Genomic DNA, 20,365 nt, shown 5'->3' on the forward strand with positions numbered 1-20,365 from the left:
TCTTAATTCAATCACTTTTTGCTCTATGAACGGCAAAGGGCGTCTGGTTTTATATTTTGGCCCCCGCTTCTGCGGCAGCAGATCCAAAGGTTTTCCGCTCTGCTTATAGCGATTATAATACTTTAAGAAGCTTTTTCTGCACGTGTCGTTTGCTGTGTAAAAATCCATTGCTTTTTTATGCATTGGATGGGTCTTATTTTTTACCTGCTCATATTCTTTTATCAGAAAACGATACTTCTCTAAATAGTTCCTCTCTAATGTTGAATCTTGACTGTTATTTCTCATCGCAACAAAATTTATTAAAGTTAAATTTTGTTACCGAATTATCTAACCTTTACAATTTCGACGAAGGAGAAATCTCCACAAGTAGCTCCGCAAGTAGCTCCGCAACGAGAATACAATCTTTGTAGAGTTTCTTACGAAGATTTCTCCTTCGTCGAAATGACAAAAAAACGTAAAAACATAAAAATCAACAATTTGAAATATTCTACATTTTCTCTACTTTTATAGCTAACACAAAAAACAAGTTTCTTAATCTAAATTAAGTTACAGATTTCCATCACAACTGTAATTTTGTTTTCAAATCAAATAATACCACATGTCAAATATCAGTTTAATTATCGAAGAACGTGCTGCCAACATTGGCAACTTTTTGGTAGGCCGTTTATTGCCTTTCCGTGAAAAAAGAGCCGTCGGACCATTTGTATTTATCGACCATATGGGACCTGCACATTTAAGTGACCACGAAAATATGGATGTCCCACCACACCCGCATATCGGACTTTCAACGCTTACTTTTTTATTCGAAGGAAGCATTATGCACCGCGACAGTTTAGGAACAGAATTGGAAATAAAACCTGGAGCCGTAAACTGGATGACGGCTGGAAAAGGCATCGTTCATTCTGAAAGAACTCCAGAATATTTAAGACATTCAGACAAAATGCTTCACGGATTGCAGATTTGGGTGGCGCTTCCGAAAGAATTGGAACAAATGGATCCGAATTTCACGCATGTGGAAGCAGATGATATTCCAGCTTGGGAAGAAGACGGTGTTTCATACAAATTAATTGCTGGTGAAGCTTTTGGCAAAAAATCGCCAGTTCCTGTTTACAGTCCGTTATATTTTATTGAAATTAAAAGTAAAGAAGCTAAAAAAATCAATATCGGACATCATCTATTCGGAGAAAGCGGATTGTATATTTTAGAAGGAAGCATCAAAAATGGCGAACATGTTTACGATCCAAAACAGATTTTAATTACAACTGAAGCTTCTCTGTGCGAGTTTGAAATTGCTGAAAATTCTACGGTTTATCTTTTTGGCGGACAGCCATTTCCTGAAGAACATTTTATCTTTTGGAACTTTGTTTCTTCTGATAAAAACCTCATCGAAAAAGCTAAAATTGACTGGACAAACCAAACTTTCCCAAAAGTTCCTGGCGAAACCGAATTTGTTCCATTACCAGAACCAAGAATTAAATAATTATGGATACACTTTCAGCAAAAATAGATACGCGCCTGTATCGAACGGAAATCACATCTGCCAGCGGAAATGTTTTAATTTCAGATGAACCACAATCTTTAGGCGGAAAAAATTTAGGTCTAAATCCTACTGAACTTTTAGCGTCATCATTAGCTTCTTGTACCTTAATTACTTTAAGAATGTACATTAATCGCAAACAATGGAATGTTGAAGAAATCAATATCAAAATTGATTTCGAAAGAGATTCAGAGCGAAATTGCACCTCATTTACCAGAAGAATTGAAGTAATAGGCGAAGTAGACGAAACGCAAAGACAAAGACTGGAAACGATTGCAAACAGTTGTCCAATCCATAAAACATTGACACATTCAATCGAAATCAAAACCACACTAATATAATTATCATGGAAATTCAACAAATAAACGATATAAAAAGAGGCTATTTTGAAGCCGTAGAAGACGGAAAAGAAGCAGGAAAAATGACGTATACTTGGGCAGGAGACTCAAAATTCATCATCGATCATACCGAAGTAAGTCCAGATTTTAACGGAAAAGGTGTCGGCAAAAAACTTGTTATGGCTGCTGTAGATTATGCACGAGCAAACAACTTAAAAATTATCCCGCTTTGTCCTTTTGCAAAAAGTGTTTTTGATAAAGTGGAAGAAATACGTGATGTGCTTTTTTCGTGAGATGCTAAGGTTCTAAGTTTTTTTTTTACCGCAAAGCACACAATCCCGATAGCTATCGGGAACGCAAAGTTCGCAAAGCTTTTTAGACAAAGCTTTGCGAACTTTGGCGTTTATATTAAGTTAAGCTTGAAATAAAACCTTGCGAACTTTGCTATAAATCTTAGCGCTCTTTGCGGTAAAACTCACCGCAACAGAAAACAAATTTTCAAATTTCTCCGAAAACTCGTATATTTGCGCGTAATTTAATCTTAGAGTATGACAAGAATAATTACGCTTTTCTGTTTTTTTATAGCACAAATCGGCTTTTCTCAATCAGCTGAGAGTTATTTAGAAAAAATCAGGAATAATGAAGCTCTCTTAACAGCTTTCTTTCAACAAATGCCTAAAGGAGGCGATTTACACCATCATTTTTCAGGATCAGTTTATGCAGAACCTCTTTTGGAAAGAGCTATTGCAGAAGACTTTTATTTGAATCTGGAAACTATGGCCGTTTCTAAAACCAAACCTTCAAACGGAAACTGGGAAAACTTTTCATCTCTTAAAAATAAAGGAAAATTAGAGCACTACGAACAGCAAATTATGCAGACTTGGTCTGTTAAAGATTATAATGGTTCTGTGCCTTCTGACGATCAGTTTTTTGATTCTTTTATGAAGTTTGAACCAACCATTCAAGGTCATTTTGCAGAAGGAATGCTCGAATTAAAAAAACGTGCCATTGCCGAAAACGTAAGTTATATAGAAACACAATTATCGACTATTCCATGTGATATGAACGTTTCTGATTTGGCAGATTTCAATACCAATCTTCGCCAGGCAGCTAGTCAAAAAGATGAAAAAGCTGTTTTGAAACTTTTGGATGAATTATATAAATCACTTCAGAAAAAAGATGCCAAAAAATATGCCGATGATTTCAATACCAATTTCTTAGCGAAACTTCACAAAGACTTAAAAATTGATGATGAAAAGTTCACGATGCGTTATCAAAACTTTGTACTTCGTTTTATGGAACCTGTAGATTTATTTAAAAATCTGGTTATTGCTTTCATTTCGTCAAGCGAAAGCAAACTGACTGCTGGTGTAAATATCGTTTCTCCAGAGCATGGCGAAAACTCTATGAAAGATTATTGGTTGCACATGGTGATGTTCAAATATTGCCATTCTAAATTTCCAGACGTAAAATATACGCTTCATGCCGGTGAATTAACTTTAGGTTTGGTTCAGCCAGAAGAATTAACGTGGCACATCAACGATGCGATTTATGTGGCAGGCGCTAACAGAATTGGTCACGGAGTTGATATTGCTTACGAAGCCAATTCGTATGATTTATTGAAATATATGGCTCAAAAAAATATTCCAATTGAAATCAATTTAGCGAGCAACGAATTCATTTTGAAAGTAAAAGAAAACAGACATCCGTTTACGCTTTATAAAGAGTTTAATGTGCCAATTGTAATCAGCACAGATGATGCGGGAATTTTAAGAAGCAATATGACAGAGCAATATGTTTTACTGGCAAAAAGATATCCTGATGTAAATTATGAAACAATCAAAAAGTACGTTTACAACAGCATCAATTACAGTTTCATTCAGGATGAATCGGTTAAAAAACAATTGATTAAAGATCTTGATAATAGATTCAAAGTTTTTGAAGCAAGATTTTCTAAAAACTAATAAAAACATAAAATCTGCCAAATCTGCTAAATCTGCGAGAGTATAATTTTTTTCCCGCAGATTTAGCAAATCAAGCAGATAAAATTCATTTAAATATGATTCTAGAAGCAGCATTTCTGTATGTTAAACCAGAATTAGCCAATCAATTTGAAGCTGATTTTGCAAAAGCAAGTCAATATATTTCGTCCATTGAAGGTTATTTAGGACATCGTTTAGAAAAATGTCTCGAAGTCGAAAACAAATATCTTTTATTGGTCGACTGGAATACTCTTGAAGATCATACGGTGGGTTTCAGAACTTCTGAAGCATATTTGGAATGGAAAAAGATTTTGCACCATTATTACGAGCCTTTTCCTATTGTAGAGCATTTCGAAACCGTTTTTGAAAATAAAAAACAATAAATTACATACGTAAAAATTAAACACATAGAAACATAGCCAATTGTTTCCGTTTAAGATTACAGAAAAAGCAAACTTTAACACATAGCTATGTGCATTGCAATAAGTGAAACGCCTTTTACAGACAAAGAAAACTATGTCTCTATGTGTTTAAATTAAATTCGTACTAATTCGTGTAATTCGTGTAATTCGTGGCTAAAAAAAATAACCAATGAACATCAAACTTATCGCAATAGGCAAAACAGACAATAAATCGCTTCAAACTTTGATTGACGATTACACTAAACGCTTGTCATTTTACATCAAATTTGAATTGGAGATTATTCCCGACATCAAAAACGTAAAAAACTTATCTGAAAGCCAGCAAAAGGAAAAAGAAGGCGAATTAATTCTCTCAAAACTTTCTGCAACCGATCAATTGATTTTATTGGATGAAAACGGAAAAACTTTCTCCAGCGTTGGTTTCTCTGAAGAATTGCAAAAGAAAATGAATTCCGGTATAAAAACACTGGTTTTTGTGATTGGCGGACCTTACGGATTTTCTGAAACGGTTTATAAAAAAGCGCAAGGAAAAGTTTCGCTTTCGCTAATGACATTTTCGCATCAAATGGTTCGTCTGTTTTTTATCGAACAATTGTACCGCGGCTTTACGATTTTACGAAACGAACCTTATCATCACCAATAAACTATTTACTTCCTAAATCACCAAAACACAAACAGCTAAAAAACAGCATTTTACCACAACAAAACAGTTTATTCTGAAAATAAAATCGTAAATTTATAGTGATTTATTAAATCTTAATAAAATTTAATAATTATAGTTTTTTAATATTCTTCTAACCTAAAAAGCATATAATTATGAAATCTTTATTTCGCCTTTCGGCAATCCTACTATTGCTTTTAATTGGAACTTCTTGTTCTAATGACGACGACAATTACACAACACCAGTAATTGTGACATTTACTGCTAATTTGACCCCAGTTACAGGCGCAACTTCTTCAGCTTCAGGCAGTGCAACACTAAAATTAAATCAAACCAACAAGACGTTTGATCTTAAAGTAAATTTTTCAGGACTAACACCAATACATGGTCATATACATGCGGCAGACGGCACAATTGTTATTCCGTTTCCTGATGCAAGCGTATCAACCTCTCCAATATCTGTATCTGGTTCTATTACTGATGCACAAATTACGGAGCTGATGGCCAATCATTATTACGTTAACTTACATACTACTGCTTATCCAAATGGCGAAATCAGCGGTGCTCTGACAAAAACTGGTACTTCTGGCGGAGACGGCGGAGGCGGAGGTGGTGGTTATTAAAATTCTAAAACTAAAAAGCCTTTCTTGAATTAGAAAGGCTTTTCGTTTTTTTATGTTAACGCATTAAAAAATAAATTCTACTGGTAGTCTATCTAGATTATACGTTACCTCTTTTTGCAATAGGATTTTGTATTGAATGTATTCTCCATAACTCATATCCTTATCAAATAAAAACACCAAATCTGGCACTTTCTCAAACTTTATGCTATAGAATTGCTTTAATATCTCTGAAATTTTTATCTCTTTATTTCCCATAAAAACCTGTTGTTTTCCCTTTTTAAAGTAAACTACAAAATTTCCTATTTTGGGTCTTTCCGTTTTATAAAACACTTTTGTAAAAGGCAGAAAAGCTAAATTCTTTCCAACAGAATCTGCGTACGAATAATAGTTCTCCGATTCTTCATTCTGATGCATTTTCTCGTTTCGCTTTTTATCCTGCATTTTTATTACGTGAGGAATCACCAATTTCAAAGGAAGACGTTTATCAATATTGAAAATCCAATTTGTTGAAATTATGGCACTTTTTCGATTTAAATCAGCTATTGTGTCTTTTCCTTCAACTTTAAAAAAGATATAAATTGGCGAATGATCTTGCACATCTTTTACAATTGAGACATTTGATTTTGGAAGTAAAACGTCTTGTTTTTTTCCGCAAGAGAAAAGAAGTAAAGCGATAATTAAAGTGAAGTATTTCATTGTATTTATTTTTTAAACAGAGAATTAATACAAGTTTGTCATTCCGAGGAACGAGGACACGAGCGATAGCGAACTGACAAAGCAATCACACAAGTATTTCCTCTCAGAAATTCGCCAATGTTTGCCGAGTTTCGAGTGTGATTCCTCGTTGCTCGGAATGACAAAACGATCGTTAAATATTATTCGAAACTCATTTTATTAAACAAAGTAACACATTCCACCGCTTCTTTCACATCGTGCACACGAAGAATTTTTGCTCCTTTTGTCAAAGCGATTGTATTTAGAAACGTTGTTCCGTTTAAAGCTTCTTGTGGCGTAATATCAAGTGTTTTATAAATCATTGATTTTCTTGAAATCCCTGCCAAAACGGGTAATTCTAAAAGATTAAAAAGCTCCATTTTTTGCATCACTTCATAATTTTGATCGGTTGTTTTGGCAAAACCAAAACCTGGATCTAGAATCAAATCGTTAATTCCTAAACTTCTTGCTTGTTGCACTTTCTCAGAAAAATAGAAAAGCATTTCTTTAATAATATCATCATATTGTGTCAAACTTTGCATCGTCTGCGGATTTCCTCGCATATGCATCATGATGTACGGAACGTTATATTTAGCGATAACATCAAACATTTTATCGTCCAATTCTCCTGCCGCAATATCGTTTATAATTGCTGCACCACTTTCTATACTCGCTTTCGCAACCTCAGCTCTAAAAGTATCAATAGATAGTAACGTTTGTGGAAAATGTTTTAAAATCAATTCTATAGCTGGAACAATGCGGTCAATTTCTTCTTGTTCTGAGACAAATTCGGCACTTGGCTTGCTCGAATAAGCGCCAATATCGATAAATGTTGCGCCTTCAGAAAGCATTTTACCGACTTGCGAAATAATCTCGTCTTCGTTTTTATATTTTCCTCCGTCAAAGAAGGAGTTTGGCGTAACATTTAGGATTCCCATTACTTTAGGAACCGATAAATCTATAAGTTCGCCTTTGCAGTTAATAAACATTTGTTTCAAGTTTTTATTTGTTTAAAGTTTCAAGTTAATTCAGATTGCACAAGTTCTGGAACGTAAAACTTGAAACCTGAAACTTGAAACATTTTTCCGTTTCAAGTTATCCCTATTAACACTTTGTTTAGAAAAAACTTGAAACAAAGCGAACCTTAAACTTGAAACTCTAAAAAAATTATCCTTATTTTTGAAGAAATTTTAGCAAATATACAGCATATAAATGAAGAATACTTCTCAAGAGTTTGATAATGTTATAGCGGTTTGCCGCACCTTGTTTATCAATAAAATGAAAGATTACGGCAGTGCTTGGAGAATCTTAAGATTGCCATCATTGACAGATCAAATTTTTATAAAAGCACAGCGAATTAGAAGTTTGCAAGAAAATGAAGTCCGCAAAGTGGATGAAGATGAAAAAGGAGAATTTATCGGAATCATCAATTATTCTATTATGGCTTTGATTCAGTTAGAATTGGGTGTTGTAGATCAGCCGGATCTTGATGTTGAAAAAGCAACTGAATTATATGATGCTAAAGTAAAGCTTACCAAAGATTTAATGGAAGCCAAAAATCATGATTATGGCGAAGCTTGGCGCGATATGCGTGTAAGTTCTTTAACCGATTTAATTCTGCAGAAATTGCTTCGTGTTAAACAGATTGAAGATAATAAAGGAAAAACAATTGTTTCTGAAGGAATCGATGCTAATTATCAGGATATGATTAATTATTCTGTTTTTGCTTTAATCTTAAACCCTATAAAATAAATCAAATTCCAAAAAATAAAATCCCAAATTCCAACTTTAATATTGGAGTTTGGGATTTAAAAATTTAGAATTTAAACCCTAAATATTTGCCATGAAAAACATCATTACCCAATTCTCCCGATTATTTGTCGGCGTACTATTTATTATTTCCGGATTAATAAAACTGAATGATCCTGTTGGTTTCTCTTATAAACTTGCTGAATATTTTAGTGAACCGGTTTTCAATATGCCATTTCTAGAGCCATTAGCTTTAGGATTAGCTATTTTCTTAGTAATTTTAGAAGTAGTTTTAGGCGTGATGCTTTTGGTGGGTTATAAATCAAAATTAACGATTTGGGCATTATTGCTTTTAATTGTCTTCTTTACTTTCCTTACCTTCTACTCTGCTTATTTTGATGTAGTAAAAGACTGTGGCTGTTTTGGAGATGCTTTACATTTAACGCCTTGGCAGTCGTTTACAAAAGATGTTGTTTTACTGTTCTTTATCTTGATTTTATTCATCAATAAAAAATTAGTAAAACCTTTATTTTCTAAACTAGTTACCAATATCATCGTATTGATTAGTATTGTTCTTTGTGTATTCATGGCGGTTTGGGTTATAAATCACAATCCTATCAAAGATTTCCGTCCATATAAAGTGGGAACAAACATCGAAAAAGGAATGGAAATTCCAGAGGGCGCGCCTAAATCGGTTGTTGAAATGATTTTTATCTACAAAGTAAATGGTGTTGATAAAGAATTTACAGAAAAAGATTTAATGAATATTCCTGAAGGTGCCGTATTTGTTGATAGAAAAGACAAAGTAATTTCAGAAGGATACGTTCCGCCAATTCATGATTTCACCATGACAAAAGATGATTCTGACTATAAAGAAGAATTATTAAAAGAGCCTAAATTGCTAATCTATGTAACTTACGATTTGAATTTATCAAATCCGGAAGGAATGAAAAAATTAGCAAAAGTTACGGCAGAGGCAAAAGCTAAAGGTTACAAAGTAATTGGAATGACGGCGTCTGGAGCTGAGGAAATTGCAAAAGCCAAAAAAGATTATGCTTTAGATATTGATTTCTATTTCTGCGACGGTACAGCTTTAAAAACTGTCGAAAGAGCAAATCCGAGCATTGTAGTTGTTCATAATGGAACTATTGTTCAAAAAGTTCATTACAATGATACAGATGATTTGAAGTTATAATATTCCAATTAACATATAAATCTAAAAAGCCTTCAATAATTTTAATTTCATTGAAGGCTTTTTTTTATGAAATCTGACGTTTTTCTGCTTCAATTTTCATTTGCGAAAACAAAAAAAATGCTTTTTAATTATTTCCCAAAAATGAGTTTCAAAAAAATACTTGATTTCACAGCCAACTATTACGTTTTCAAAACGCTTTTTTCAACCAAAAAACACCATTTTGTTACAAAATAAACGACTCTTCAAATTTTGTTAATCTGCAATTGGCATTCAATTTGTTTGTTTAACTTTGTGAATTCAGTACCTTAATAAAAAATAATTTTAATAAAATATGAAACAATTAGTCCTAGCCGTAATTGCATTTATTTCTTTTTCTTGCACACAGGCACAGAAAACAGCTTTTTCTAAAGAGGCTTTATCTGAGAAATTATTAGCCACTGACGGAAGTCAGGTTACTTTCAAAAACATCTTAAAAAAATATAAAGGAAAAACTTTGGTTATCGAAGTTTGGGCTTCTTGGTGTGGTGACTGCGTAAAAGCAATGCCAAAATTAAAAGAATTACAAGCCAATAATCCTGATGTTTCTTACTTGTTCATTTCGGCTGATAAAACAGCTGATAAATGGAAAGCAGGAATCGAAAAACACGAATTAAATAAAGGCGATCACTACATGATGAATGATGGTATGAAAGGCCTTTTCGGAAAAGCGATTGATTTAGATTGGATTCCAAGATATATCGTAGTGGACAAAACAGGAAAAATCGTTTTATACAGAGCGATCGAAACTGATTTCGAAAAAATCAATTCTACTTTACAATCATTGAAATAAGCTTCAATAACAATTGCAATGTCAAAATTCCAATATCAATTTTGACTATGCTTTAATTTCAAACAAAAAACAAAAAAATAATATAAAACTACCAAAATGAGAAAATCGATTGTTGCAGGAAACTGGAAAATGCATAAAAATGCTGCGCAAACTGAAGAGTTATTGAACGAATTAATTGCTAAAATTCCAGCGAAAACAAATGCACAAGTAATTGTAGCGCCAACTTTTGTAAACTTACAAGCGGCAGCAACTAAATTAAAAAATACAACTATCGGAGTTTCTGCTCAAAACGTTCACCAAGCTGAAGGTGGTGCTTTTACCGGAGAAATTTCTGCAGATATGTTAACAAGCATTGGAGTTAATACCGTAATCTTAGGCCACTCAGAGCGTAGAGCTATTTTCCACGAAACAGATGCTTTAATCGCAAATAAAGTAGATACAGCTTTAAAACATGATATGACCGTAATCTTCTGCTTTGGAGAAGAATTAAAAGACCGTCAGTCTGGAAATCACTTCAACATTGTTGAGAATCAATTGCGTGATGGCGTTTTCCATATTGCAAAAGAATCTTGGTCTAAAATTGTTTTAGCTTATGAGCCAGTTTGGGCTATCGGAACTGGAGAAACTGCTTCGCCAGAGCAAGCTCAAGAAATGCACGAATTCATCAGAGAAACTATCCGTAAAGCTTTTGGAGCTGATATCGCTGATGAAGTTTCTATTTTATATGGTGGTTCTGTTAAACCAGAAAATGCTAAAGAAATTTTCTCTAAACCAGACGTAGATGGTGGTTTAATTGGAGGCGCAGCTTTAAAAGCCGACGATTTCTTAGCTATTGTTACAGCTCTTTAATTTTAGATTTTAGATTTTAGATTTTAGATTTTAGATTTTAGATTTTAGATTTTAGATTTTAGATTTTAGATTTTAGATTTTAGATTTTAGATTTTAGATTTTAGATTTTGAAATCCCTATATAAAAAAAACGTTCGCACAGCGAACGTTTTTTTTATATGCTTATATTCTCTTCACTCAAAGTCAAGAGATTATATTCACTTTTATCGCTTATATGGTTAAAAAACAATTTTAATTAATAAACGATTTCAAAAGTGGGCAATTGTACTTTTTAAACGTTGGCGTGGTTTTGTAAACTGAATAAAAATTAACCAATTCTTTTCCTGCTTTAAAAGGATTTTTGGCTTCTTCTTCCTCGCTAATCAATTCTGCATAATGATCATAATAATTGCATTCAAAAATCATTAAGCTGGCCATTGCTTTTTCGTTAGTGTTTCTGGACATTTTTAAAGCTTTTTCATAATACATTTTGGCCATTTTCAGATTGTAATAATTGCCAGTTTGGTATTTCTTTTCGTTTTCTGTATTATCTCCGTAAACATAGTCTGTGTAAGATGCTCCAGAACTCCAGTCATAAGCGGTCATCATCCAGGAATTTCCTAAATACGAAACATTAAAATATGCGTGCGCCAATTGCAGATTGCTGCTTGCTGTATTTTGCTTTTTAAGCTGAATCAGTTTTGCTATAAAATCAGTTTTATTGAAACGATAATCAAACTTTCTTTCTTCTTGTTTCTGAAGAATTTTAGGAGTAAAAGGATTTTCGTTTAAATAGTTTTTATACTCATAATTCTTTTCCCAAAAATCCTGAGGCATACTTGAAAAAGTTTCATAAGCCAATTCCAGATTATTATTTCTAAAAGCAATTGTACCTTTTAAATCTTTATAATAATTGATATTTGGGGCAATTGTTCCAGAACAAATATATTTTTCAAAAGGCGTTTTATCTGTTTTTTGTTGTAAAGCCATCAAAAGATCGACATCTTTTACAGATGCATTTCGGTCAAAATATCCTATATAACTAAAGAAGTACGGATTGCTATATGCTGCATATTCTCCTTCATTTTTAATATCCGATTTCATCCAAAGCAAACCAGCTGTAACAACATCTCCTTTTATATAAAAATCATTACTTGCAATTCGGTATAAACTATATAAATTTTTAAATAATCCGTGATCGGTTTCTACTAAATTTTCAACTGAATCAAAGTATTTATAAAGCTGATTCTGAACTTTTTCGTCCTTTAAATCATCTTGTTTTAATGAAACCAAAGCCAGCTGAATATTTTTTTGCATCTGTATCGAAGCATTGGCTTTACTAGAAATCAAATCAGTATATTTTTTTCCTTCATCGACCTGATCGTCAATGAAACATAATTGAGCAATTGCAGCGGTAATATAATCTTTCTGCTCGCCAGAAGTCTGTTCGCGAATCGAAATCAAGTAATATTCTAATTCTCTCAAATATAAAATATCCTTGTTGAAGTTTTCTTCTTTCGCTTTAGCGTAATTCTCATACCAATCTGTACTGCTGAAAACTACTGATGGAGTTCCGTCATTGGTATACTGAGGCGTAAAAATCCAATCTTCGAGTTTGTTTACTTCTCTTCCAATTAAAAAACTTAAAAACAAACTGTTTGGACTTAATTCATAAATTGCTTTAATTGCTTTTAAGTCTGGTGCCGGATTTCGAAGACTTTCAATTGACAAAATAACGCTTCGTTCTTCATCGTTTTGTGCTAATGCCAAAGTTTCTTCAGTCAATTTCCAATTGTAATGCTGCAGCACCGCAAATGATTTTTCTTCGCAGGAATTAAAAACTTTACTCAGCAAATAATTTTGTAAAGGTAAATTCTCAACACATAATGCATTGTAATACAATGCCCATGGTTTAAGAATTGTATTCGATTCAGAAGCAAAGTAGGAATCATATAATTGCATAACATTTTGCTTTTGCTGTGCATAAAAATAATATCGCAACGCTAAAAAAGCATAGCGCTGTTTTAGAAATGAATCTTTAGTCGATTTTATTTTCTTTTCAAAATCGAAATTATCTTCTAAATCATAGTTTTTATAATTGCTTCCTACTTGATCCCAAGATTCCCATTTTGTATATTCTACATTACCATATTCCAACTTTTTAGCCAGCAAAATATAATTTAAAAAAGCTTTATTTTTAGACAATAATAAAGCTTCTACAAAAGTGTTTTTAGGAAAGACACTTTTTAAAGTTTTGTTTTCAAAAGCAGTTTGAAATTGCTCTGAATCTGTCTCATACAAAATCTTATGAACGTCATCAGGATTAATGCCATTTCCTAATTTCTTTTTCCACTCTAAACAATTCTTTTCCTGATCTACACTCGAAACAGTATTAGTTGCATAATAATTATCTGCCGAATAATAGAATGGCGTGAGTTTAAAGAAACCATCTCGCTGTGCTTTAAACAAAGCTAAACGGCTGGTTTCTGGAGAAACGCTCCATCCGCAGGCAAATGAAAACTGAACGCTTAAAATGAAAAGCAAGCTGCTAAAAACTCGCATAAAAATTGGAGATATTTTCGGTTCCATAATCGTTTATGTATTTTTTATCAAAAGAGAAAAAGGTCACTTTTGTCTGATTGTCAATCTGAATTTTGTTTTTAATGATCGAAATCATTTTATCAATTTCATTGTCTGAAATTTTCTCGATTCTAATTTCGTCGCCATTTCTAAGATACGTCTGCCCTATTAAAACATCATCTTGCAAAACATATTTGTCCTCTGAAGTTTTTTTCACTTTAATGGTATCTTTTATCAATCCATCATAATCAGATAAAATGCCTTTAAATTGATTTCCTCTAAAAGCGATTCCCCAACTATACAATGGCAAGGCAATATCCAGTTTGAGTTTGTAATCGCTGTGTGTTATGTATTGCGACAATTCTTCGCTAGTTCCAATAGAGTTCTTAGTCTGAAAATCGTCTGGTTTGGTAATATTATAACACATCAGCAAGCCTTTATCAACTGGCGGTATTCCAGCTTTTGTAGCATATTTATATTGCCAAAGCCTGATTGTTGCCGCAATTTTCGAATTTGGATGTTGCTTTTTAATCTGCTTTAATAAATAGAAATAATTCTTCTGCGATTTTTCGGTCCAATCACAGTCAATCAGAATTTCTTTAAAATCAACTTTTAATTTGGCTGATTCTGCTTTTTTAACCGAATCATAATTCAGAGCTTTAAAGTCTTTCTGCTTATAATAATCTTTTGGGTAAACAATATTATACGCATTGCTTTCTGCTTTTCTATCGTTCATCTTTTTAGCAATCTGTTCGATTCGGCGAGCCATTCTCACCGCAAGACTATCCAGCTGTTTGGCATCAGATTTTAAAACTACTTCGTTTGTAATAAAAATACTTGGCGTAATCTCAGGATTACTTTTATTGAGTGAAATATCCTGAATGGTGGCAACTGGCAAAGATTCTTTTGAATACGGATTATAATCTACGTCAAAGAAACGGACATACATATGTTGGACATCCATTTTCTTTATTAAAGAATCTTCCGCTTCCTGAAAATCCATATCGGTTTTCCAATAACAAAAGGACCGGATAACGTCATGCTCTTTTTCGCAGCTTGCTGAGCTTAGAATAACCAAAAGCGCTAGCAAAACAATATTTTTCATAATAATAAAAAACTTACAAAATACAATTCAAAATTAGTATTAAAATTTATAACAATATGATTTATTTATGAACAACTTTTGCTTTGTATTCTTACCTTTGCAAAAATTTTTATTTATGTCGAATATATATTTAGGATATCATTTTACAATTGAGCCAAAAGAGTTGGGTTCTGAAATTTTAGTGGCTGAATTGGGCGAAAAAGCGTTTGAGAGTTTTACAGAGACTGAAAACGGAATTTCTGCTTTTGTGAAGAAGGATTTATGGGATGAAAATATTCTGGATGATATTTATATTCTACAATCTGAGGAGTTTAAGATTGAATATACGATTGAAGAAATCGATCAGGTAAACTGGAACGAGGAATGGGAAAAGAATTTTGAACCGATTGATGTAGACGGAAAATGTCACGTTCGCGCTCCTTTTCACGAAAAAACGGATGCTGAGTTTGATATTGTGATTGAGCCAAAAATGAGTTTTGGAACTGGACATCATGAAACTACTCACATGATGATTCAGCATTTATTGGAAATGGATGTAAAAGGTTTAAAAACACTTGATATGGGATGCGGAACAGCTATTTTGGCTATTTTGGCTGAAATGAAAGGTGCTGAACCAATTGATGCCATTGATATTGACAATTGGTGCTACCTCAACTCTATCGAAAATGCGGAACGCAATAATTGCAAACATATCTCCGTTTATGAAGGCGATGCTGCATTATTGGCGGGTAAAAAGTATGATCTAATTATTGCCAATATCAACAGAAATATTTTGTTGAACGATATGCAGGCTTATGTTGATGCTTTGAATCCAAAAGGAATTATTCTTTTTAGCGGTTTCTATGAAGAAGACATTCCGTTTATTGATGCTTCGTGCGTTGAAAAAGGTTTAACTTATGTTAAAAAGCTTCAAAGAAACAACTGGGTATCTTTAAAATACGTAAATTAGACACTGATAATCAATTCAGTACAAAAACTATAACAACATGAGTACTAAAGAAAAAGTAAGAGAAAGAGTTCGCGAAAAAGAAGCCATTGGTTTTAATAACGAGATCATTGTATACAATGATGATGTAAACACTTTTGATCACGTAATTGATACTCTTATGCGTGTTTGCGACCACACAGCTGAACAAGCCGAGCAATGCTCTTTGATTGTACATTATAACGGAAAATGCACTGTAAAAACAGGCCCGATAGAAAAACTTAAACCTCAATGCACACAACTTTTGGAAGCTGGTCTTAGCGCCGAAATTGTTTAATTGATCTGATAATTTTAAACGCATTCTTTTTTTATTCTATACTAGAATTGAAGAGAATGCGTTTTTATTTGTATTAACTTTAAATCATGAGAAATATCCTTCTTTTACTAATTCTATTATTCTCTTTTATAACGAAAGGCCAATCGAAATTTGAAACGCTTCGTAAACAATTAATGGAAAATAAGACTTACGAATATGTTTATGGTTTTGAAAACAATTATGCTGTATTCAGGACTTTTAATGAAAAAATGGGATTAATTGATTCGCTCGGGAATGTGATTCTAAAACCCAATTATAAATACATCCATAACCAAAAAGACCTCAAAAATATATTTGAAGCGGGAATTATAATTAATAAAAACTACAAAAGAGGATTCATAGATTTAAAAGGCAATATCAAAATTCCGTTTGAGTATGAAGATGTTTTCTATTTAGGAAAAAATCTGGTTAGAGTTTCAAAAAATAATAAATATGGCGTTATTAACCTAGATAACAAAATCATATTGCCAATTAAATATGATAATATAATGGGCAGCAATGGCATTTCATTTGTCCAGAATAACAACAGTATTGATTTGTTTGATGCAGAAGGAAAACAGATTACCAAATTTCAGGCATTTGATATTGAGTATTTTCAGCATAAGAGATCTATTGTAATGCTTCAAAACAAAAATACTTTGATAATTGATACTTTAGGAAATATTGTTTTAAATACTATTAAAAATCATCGCTTCGAAAGGATTCTTTCCCAAAATTCTTTCCTTATTCTTAATACCTTAACGAAGAAAAAAGGAATCATAAATTCAAATGGGCAGTATGAAATTGATTGTAAATACGATGAAATTTCACCTTCAAATTCTATTTATATTGTAAAAAACAACGGCAAGGAAGGAATAATCAATCAAAAAGATGCTGTTTTAAAACCCTTGATTTATGATAACGTTTATGGTGTTTTTTCTAAAGATAGCATTTCGTTCAAAAATCATTATTTTGCTAGTAAAGGCAATTTGCAAGGTGTTATAAATCCATATTTAGAAAAGGAAATCATTCCTATATCGTATAAATACATTGATCCGTTTTCTAAGCACTATATCACAACTAATGCTGAGAATAAAGGCGGATTATTTTCTGCCAAAGGTGAAAATATAATTCCAGAAGAGTATGATTTTTATAGCGCTGCTCAAAACAAAATTTTTGCTGTAAAAAATTCAAAGAAATATCTTCTGACTATTGAAAACAATAATTATACTGAAACCGAAATCTTCGTGGATGAGTTTGTAAAAAGCAATCAGTACTTTAGAGGATTTTCAAAGAGCAATTATCAGATTTTTAAAGACAAAAATAAATTTGGAGTTTACAGCAATAAGAACAAAATTGCAATGCCAGCAGAATATGATGCGGTTACAGAGATTTACGGAACAGGAGAATTTGTTGTAAAGAAAAACAATAAATATGGCATTGTAAACTCTGATAATGAAACACAATTGGAATTAAAATATGACTCGTTTCAAATTATAAAAGAAGTGGTTCGATTTAATATTAAGAACCCAAAAACATCCAAATTCTATTCAATAAAATATCCTTTTGAACCTCAATAATTTGCAGTGGGCTTTTGAATAAAAAATATATTCATAGCGGTTTAATTGCCAATAACTCAAAATGCATTCGTTTTTATTATATATTTGAACGAAATAGAATGCATTTGTTATGGAAGAATACGGAAAGATATTGATTATTGCAATGCCGATTTTTTTAGCCTTAATTGTTATTGAAAAAATTTATGGCATTTATAAAAAGAACGATACTGCTCCATTAATAGATAGTGTATCAAGCATAAGTTCGGGCATTACCAATTCGGTTAAAGATGTTCTGGGACTGAGCGTTACTTTTCTTTCTTATGAATGGCTGGTTTCTAAAATAGCGTTACAGCATTTAGAAGCCAATGTTCTCTCCTACTGTATTGCTTTTTTTGTAATTGATTTTTATGGTTATTGGAGTCATCGTCTGGCGCACCAGATTAATTTTCTTTGGAACAAACATGCCATACACCATAGCAGTGAAGAATTTAATCTTGCCTGCGCGCTTCGCCAGCCCATTGCGAGTCTAGTAAACCTGTTTACCTTTTTATTGATTCCGGCAGCTTTATTGGGAGTTCCTGCTTCTGTGATAGCTATTACACTTCCCATTCATTTATTTTTACAGTTTTGGTATCATACCAAACACATTAAGAAAATGGGATTTATTGAGCATATTTTGGTAACGCCTTCGCATCATCGTGTGCATCATGCCATTAATCCAGAATATTTAGACAAAAACCATTCTCAGATTTTTATTTTTTGGGACAAGCTTTTTGGCACTTTCCAAGAAGAATTAGACGACGTACCTCCTGTTTTCGGCATCACAAGACCTGCCAATACATGGAATCCAATTAAAATAAATTTTCAGCATTTGACTTTATTGATAAAAGATGCCTGGCGAGCTCCAAAATGGAAAGACAAATTGACTATTTGGTTTAAGCCAACTGGCTGGCGTCCTGAAAATTTTGAAGAAAAATATCCTGTAAACAAAATTGAAAATGTTTTTAATTTTGAAAAATATGGTACGCAAAACTCTCAAAAACTAATATATTGGTCTGTTACACAAGTTTTAATAACATTGCTTTTTGTAAGCTATCTGTTTGATAATATTGCCAAAATCGGTCTGCCTAATATTTTTGTTTATGGCTTTTTTATTTTCCTAACCATATATAGCTACACAGAGTTAATGGATAAAAATAAATATGCCCTTTTGTGGGAAGGCTTTCGATTGGGAATTGTAATTTGTATTATTAGCTATTATGGAGACTGGTTTGGTCTAAATCGTGTCCTTCCAAGCAGTAATTATATTATTTTTACCTACCTGATCTTATCTTTTTTAACGACATTTTATTTTGTTAATTTTGATTTTAAAACCAACCAAAACCAATATATCAATTCATAACCCCTATTATGAGAAATTCTTCCTTTTTTAAAATTTATGCGGCATTTAGTTTGGCGTACCTGATTATTCTCCTTACTGGTCACGAGCGTTTTGATCTCTTTCTGAAACCCATTCTAATACCAATTATCGGATTTGGAGTCTATTTTTACAGAAAATTTCCTAGCCAGAACATTTTATTGGCAGCACTTACACTTTCTTGGCTTGGAGACGTCATTTTGCTTTTTACAGACCTTGGCGAGATTTACTTTATCTTAGGCTTAGTTTGTTTTCTCACAGCTCACATCATCTATTGCATACTTTTTAATAAACAGAAAAGAAATAGAAAAAAACAGAATAAACCTCTTTTTATATTTGGAAGTATCTTAATTGCATTTTATCTAATAGGAATAATTTCTGTTCTAATGCCTCATTTAGGCAGTCTTGAAATTCCTGTTTCTATTTACGCTTCAGTAATTTCGATTATGCTTTTATTTGCTTTCAACGGATTTTTGGTCTGGGAAAAACCTGGAAATAAACTCGTTTTTCTTGGAGCTGTTTTCTTTGTTATTTCAGATAGTATTCTGGCTGTAAATAAGTTTTATGCTCCAATACCGAAAAGTTCCTTTTTTATTATGCTAACTTATCTTCTGGCACAATATCTGATTGTAGTTGGTGTTTTAAAACTAAATCCAAAAAAAGTAGAACAGATAGTTTAACTTTCTCAATAACCAGAATCATGAAAAAAATAGCTATTTTAATCGTTTTATTAATCAGTGCTTCTTCTTGCATAAGTACAAAATCAACTTTAAAAAATGTAGATGACAATGCGCCTGATTTAATTTTAAAGAAAGATAATACCTTTTCCATAACGCAATTTGCTAAAGACAAAAAATACGGTTACGACCCTGATTATCCAATCAATATATTTTTCCAGAACACCAACAATGAAGCGTTAAACGAAACTCGTTTTTTAAATGCTTTGGCTGGTCCGAATGGTGAAAAAATAACGTATTCCAGATTAGAAACCTGCTGCCCATTCCCTACTAAGCGAAGCAATATGGGTGCTGGATTTTTGAATGTTTATGAATTGAAATGGGACGGGCAAAAAAAGCCTGTTAAGCTTTATTTAAATATTTATGAAAAAGGGATTTTGATGGTTCCGGTTGGATTGAGGTTAAAATAAATATAACCAATTCTCAAGATATGCTTGAATTGCTTCCTTTTATATTACTCCTTCTTCCTATTTTATTTCAATTAATATTAGGAACTAAAACAATCTATAAGCCTGCTTCAATTAAATTTAGTTCGGCATCTTGGATTAGTTTTATCTCTTATATTTTGCTTGCTTTTATTTCTTATTACATTGTCAATTATAATTTTTCAAAACGATACGAACAATATCCAAACCCAATCAGATGCGGAATGCCTCTTTTAGGTATTGTTATGGCTTCTTTCTTTTTACTTTTTATTCTTATTTTGATTATTGTGATTCAATTTTTGATTAAAAGAAGGATAGAAAATAGATCAAAAAGACAAAGTAGTTAGGTTTAAAAACAGCATTCGCTGCAAAACTTTAAAACATG

General features: G+C 32.4%; 22 protein-coding genes. 17 read left to right on the top strand and 5 right to left on the bottom strand.

Features of this window, described 5'->3' with window-relative positions; genetic code table 11:
- Positions 1 to 285: hypothetical protein (locus BLP44_RS04490; protein ID WP_139159170.1), on the bottom strand; the 285-nt coding region annotated here is incomplete at its 3' end.
- A gap of 313 nt (positions 286 to 598) precedes the next feature.
- On the opposite strand from BLP44_RS04490, the gene BLP44_RS04495 reads away from it, so the two are divergent.
- The 7 genes from BLP44_RS04495 (at position 599) to BLP44_RS04525 (ending at position 5,563) form a co-directional block, all read left to right on the top strand.
- The gene (locus tag BLP44_RS04495) at positions 599 to 1,480 is read left to right on the top strand and encodes a pirin family protein (protein ID WP_091129844.1); all 882 of its coding nucleotides are present in this window, start codon (positions 599 to 601) and stop codon (positions 1,478 to 1,480) included.
- 2 nt (positions 1,481 to 1,482) lie between these two features.
- Positions 1,483 to 1,878 carry an OsmC family protein gene (locus BLP44_RS04500; protein WP_008463013.1) on the top strand — a complete coding sequence of 132 codons (396 nt, stop codon included), beginning with the start codon at positions 1,483 to 1,485 and terminating at the stop codon, positions 1,876 to 1,878.
- A gap of 5 nt (positions 1,879 to 1,883) precedes the next feature.
- Positions 1,884 to 2,168 carry a GNAT family N-acetyltransferase gene (locus BLP44_RS04505; RefSeq protein ID WP_091129848.1) on the top strand — a complete coding sequence of 95 codons (285 nt, stop codon included), beginning with the start codon at positions 1,884 to 1,886 and terminating at the stop codon, positions 2,166 to 2,168.
- A 255-nt stretch (positions 2,169 to 2,423) separates the two neighbouring features.
- On the top strand, positions 2,424 to 3,839 hold the full coding sequence (locus BLP44_RS04510) for an amidohydrolase family protein (RefSeq protein WP_091129851.1): 1,416 nt from the start codon (positions 2,424 to 2,426) through the stop codon (positions 3,837 to 3,839).
- Between the two features lie 95 nt (positions 3,840 to 3,934).
- Entirely contained in the window at positions 3,935 to 4,240 is a 306-nt protein-coding gene (locus BLP44_RS04515; RefSeq protein WP_091129854.1) for an antibiotic biosynthesis monooxygenase family protein, read from the top strand.
- Between the two features lie 208 nt (positions 4,241 to 4,448).
- A complete protein-coding gene (gene rlmH / locus BLP44_RS04520; RefSeq protein WP_091129858.1) occupies positions 4,449 to 4,922 on the top strand; it encodes a 23S rRNA (pseudouridine(1915)-N(3))-methyltransferase RlmH in 474 nt (157 codons plus the stop codon).
- Between the two features lie 173 nt (positions 4,923 to 5,095).
- Positions 5,096 to 5,563: a CHRD domain-containing protein gene (locus tag BLP44_RS04525; RefSeq protein ID WP_091129861.1), complete on the top strand. Its 468-nt coding sequence runs from the start codon at positions 5,096 to 5,098 to the stop codon at positions 5,561 to 5,563.
- 63 nt (positions 5,564 to 5,626) lie between these two features.
- Here the strand turns inward: BLP44_RS04525 and BLP44_RS04530 are convergent, their stop codons facing one another.
- Entirely contained in the window at positions 5,627 to 6,259 is a 633-nt protein-coding gene (locus BLP44_RS04530; RefSeq protein ID WP_091129864.1) for a hypothetical protein, read from the bottom strand.
- A 179-nt stretch (positions 6,260 to 6,438) separates the two neighbouring features.
- Positions 6,439 to 7,266: a dihydropteroate synthase gene (gene folP / locus BLP44_RS04535; RefSeq protein WP_091129868.1), complete on the bottom strand. Its 828-nt coding sequence runs from the start codon at positions 7,264 to 7,266 to the stop codon at positions 6,439 to 6,441.
- A gap of 223 nt (positions 7,267 to 7,489) precedes the next feature.
- Between folP and BLP44_RS04540 the strand changes: the two genes are divergently transcribed.
- From BLP44_RS04540 to tpiA, 4 genes are all read left to right on the top strand, one after another.
- Positions 7,490 to 8,029 (top strand): DUF1599 domain-containing protein, encoded by a 540-nt coding sequence (locus tag BLP44_RS04540; protein WP_008462999.1) that lies wholly within the window; start codon positions 7,490 to 7,492, stop codon positions 8,027 to 8,029.
- A gap of 91 nt (positions 8,030 to 8,120) precedes the next feature.
- Complete coding sequence (locus BLP44_RS04545) at positions 8,121 to 9,221, top strand: BT_3928 family protein (RefSeq protein ID WP_066035040.1); 1,101 nt, start codon at positions 8,121 to 8,123, stop codon at positions 9,219 to 9,221.
- 331 nt (positions 9,222 to 9,552) lie between these two features.
- Entirely contained in the window at positions 9,553 to 10,050 is a 498-nt protein-coding gene (locus BLP44_RS04550; protein WP_066035041.1) for a TlpA family protein disulfide reductase, read from the top strand.
- Between the two features lie 96 nt (positions 10,051 to 10,146).
- On the top strand, positions 10,147 to 10,899 hold the full coding sequence (gene tpiA, locus BLP44_RS04555) for a triose-phosphate isomerase (protein ID WP_091129872.1): 753 nt from the start codon (positions 10,147 to 10,149) through the stop codon (positions 10,897 to 10,899).
- A gap of 230 nt (positions 10,900 to 11,129) precedes the next feature.
- On the opposite strand, the gene BLP44_RS04560 is transcribed toward tpiA, so the two are convergent.
- Positions 11,130 to 13,466: a hypothetical protein gene (locus BLP44_RS04560; protein ID WP_091129875.1), complete on the bottom strand. Its 2,337-nt coding sequence runs from the start codon at positions 13,464 to 13,466 to the stop codon at positions 11,130 to 11,132.
- On the bottom strand, positions 13,426 to 14,562 hold the full coding sequence (locus BLP44_RS04565) for a hypothetical protein (protein WP_091129878.1): 1,137 nt from the start codon (positions 14,560 to 14,562) through the stop codon (positions 13,426 to 13,428). The genes BLP44_RS04560 and BLP44_RS04565 overlap by 41 nt, the downstream gene beginning before the upstream one ends.
- A gap of 115 nt (positions 14,563 to 14,677) precedes the next feature.
- Between BLP44_RS04565 and prmA the strand changes: the two genes are divergently transcribed.
- The 6 genes from prmA to BLP44_RS04595 all read left to right on the top strand — a co-directional run bounded on the left by prmA (position 14,678) and on the right by BLP44_RS04595 (position 19,965).
- Positions 14,678 to 15,511: a 50S ribosomal protein L11 methyltransferase gene (prmA, locus tag BLP44_RS04570; RefSeq protein WP_008462980.1), complete on the top strand. Its 834-nt coding sequence runs from the start codon at positions 14,678 to 14,680 to the stop codon at positions 15,509 to 15,511.
- Between the two features lie 37 nt (positions 15,512 to 15,548).
- Positions 15,549 to 15,824 carry an ATP-dependent Clp protease adaptor ClpS gene (locus BLP44_RS04575; RefSeq protein ID WP_066035044.1) on the top strand — a complete coding sequence of 92 codons (276 nt, stop codon included), beginning with the start codon at positions 15,549 to 15,551 and terminating at the stop codon, positions 15,822 to 15,824.
- Positions 15,825 to 15,910: 86 nt separating this feature from the next.
- Entirely contained in the window at positions 15,911 to 17,422 is a 1,512-nt protein-coding gene (locus tag BLP44_RS04580; RefSeq protein ID WP_091129882.1) for a WG repeat-containing protein, read from the top strand.
- A gap of 109 nt (positions 17,423 to 17,531) precedes the next feature.
- Positions 17,532 to 18,803, top strand: coding sequence for a sterol desaturase family protein (locus BLP44_RS04585; RefSeq protein ID WP_091129885.1), 1,272 nt, complete (start codon positions 17,532 to 17,534; stop codon positions 18,801 to 18,803).
- Positions 18,804 to 18,811: 8 nt separating this feature from the next.
- The gene (locus BLP44_RS04590; protein WP_008462973.1) at positions 18,812 to 19,498 is read left to right on the top strand and encodes a lysoplasmalogenase; all 687 of its coding nucleotides are present in this window, start codon (positions 18,812 to 18,814) and stop codon (positions 19,496 to 19,498) included.
- Positions 19,499 to 19,518: 20 nt separating this feature from the next.
- Positions 19,519 to 19,965, top strand: coding sequence for a 2-dehydro-3-deoxyphosphooctonate aldolase (locus tag BLP44_RS04595; protein WP_066035048.1), 447 nt, complete (start codon positions 19,519 to 19,521; stop codon positions 19,963 to 19,965).
- Positions 19,966 to 20,365: the final 400 nt, after the last annotated feature.

This window comes from Flavobacterium anhuiense (assembly GCF_900101855.1).
GTDB classification, from domain to species: Bacteria; Bacteroidota; Bacteroidia; order Flavobacteriales; family Flavobacteriaceae; genus Flavobacterium; species Flavobacterium anhuiense.

Bases quoted from the DNA above. Each gene is read 5' to 3' on its own strand.
- BLP44_RS04495 (WP_091129844.1), top strand. From the start codon at position 599: ATGTCAAATATCAGTTTAATTATCGAAGAACGTGCTGCCAACATTGGC.
- BLP44_RS04500 (WP_008463013.1), top strand. From the start codon at position 1,483: ATGGATACACTTTCAGCAAAAATAGATACGCGCCTGTATCGAACGGAA.
- BLP44_RS04505 (WP_091129848.1), top strand. From the start codon at position 1,884: ATGGAAATTCAACAAATAAACGATATAAAAAGAGGCTATTTTGAAGCC.
- BLP44_RS04510 (WP_091129851.1), top strand. From the start codon at position 2,424: ATGACAAGAATAATTACGCTTTTCTGTTTTTTTATAGCACAAATCGGC.
- BLP44_RS04515 (WP_091129854.1), top strand. From the start codon at position 3,935: ATGATTCTAGAAGCAGCATTTCTGTATGTTAAACCAGAATTAGCCAAT.
- rlmH (WP_091129858.1), top strand. From the start codon at position 4,449: ATGAACATCAAACTTATCGCAATAGGCAAAACAGACAATAAATCGCTT.
- BLP44_RS04525 (WP_091129861.1), top strand. From the start codon at position 5,096: ATGAAATCTTTATTTCGCCTTTCGGCAATCCTACTATTGCTTTTAATT.
- BLP44_RS04530 (WP_091129864.1), bottom strand. From the start codon at position 6,259: ATGAAATACTTCACTTTAATTATCGCTTTACTTCTTTTCTCTTGCGGA.
- folP (WP_091129868.1), bottom strand. From the start codon at position 7,266: ATGTTTATTAACTGCAAAGGCGAACTTATAGATTTATCGGTTCCTAAA.
- BLP44_RS04540 (WP_008462999.1), top strand. From the start codon at position 7,490: ATGAAGAATACTTCTCAAGAGTTTGATAATGTTATAGCGGTTTGCCGC.
- BLP44_RS04545 (WP_066035040.1), top strand. From the start codon at position 8,121: ATGAAAAACATCATTACCCAATTCTCCCGATTATTTGTCGGCGTACTA.
- BLP44_RS04550 (WP_066035041.1), top strand. From the start codon at position 9,553: ATGAAACAATTAGTCCTAGCCGTAATTGCATTTATTTCTTTTTCTTGC.
- tpiA (WP_091129872.1), top strand. From the start codon at position 10,147: ATGAGAAAATCGATTGTTGCAGGAAACTGGAAAATGCATAAAAATGCT.
- BLP44_RS04560 (WP_091129875.1), bottom strand. From the start codon at position 13,466: ATGGAACCGAAAATATCTCCAATTTTTATGCGAGTTTTTAGCAGCTTG.
- BLP44_RS04565 (WP_091129878.1), bottom strand. From the start codon at position 14,562: ATGAAAAATATTGTTTTGCTAGCGCTTTTGGTTATTCTAAGCTCAGCA.
- prmA (WP_008462980.1), top strand. From the start codon at position 14,678: ATGTCGAATATATATTTAGGATATCATTTTACAATTGAGCCAAAAGAG.
- BLP44_RS04575 (WP_066035044.1), top strand. From the start codon at position 15,549: ATGAGTACTAAAGAAAAAGTAAGAGAAAGAGTTCGCGAAAAAGAAGCC.
- BLP44_RS04580 (WP_091129882.1), top strand. From the start codon at position 15,911: ATGAGAAATATCCTTCTTTTACTAATTCTATTATTCTCTTTTATAACG.
- BLP44_RS04585 (WP_091129885.1), top strand. From the start codon at position 17,532: ATGGAAGAATACGGAAAGATATTGATTATTGCAATGCCGATTTTTTTA.
- BLP44_RS04590 (WP_008462973.1), top strand. From the start codon at position 18,812: ATGAGAAATTCTTCCTTTTTTAAAATTTATGCGGCATTTAGTTTGGCG.
- BLP44_RS04595 (WP_066035048.1), top strand. From the start codon at position 19,519: ATGAAAAAAATAGCTATTTTAATCGTTTTATTAATCAGTGCTTCTTCT.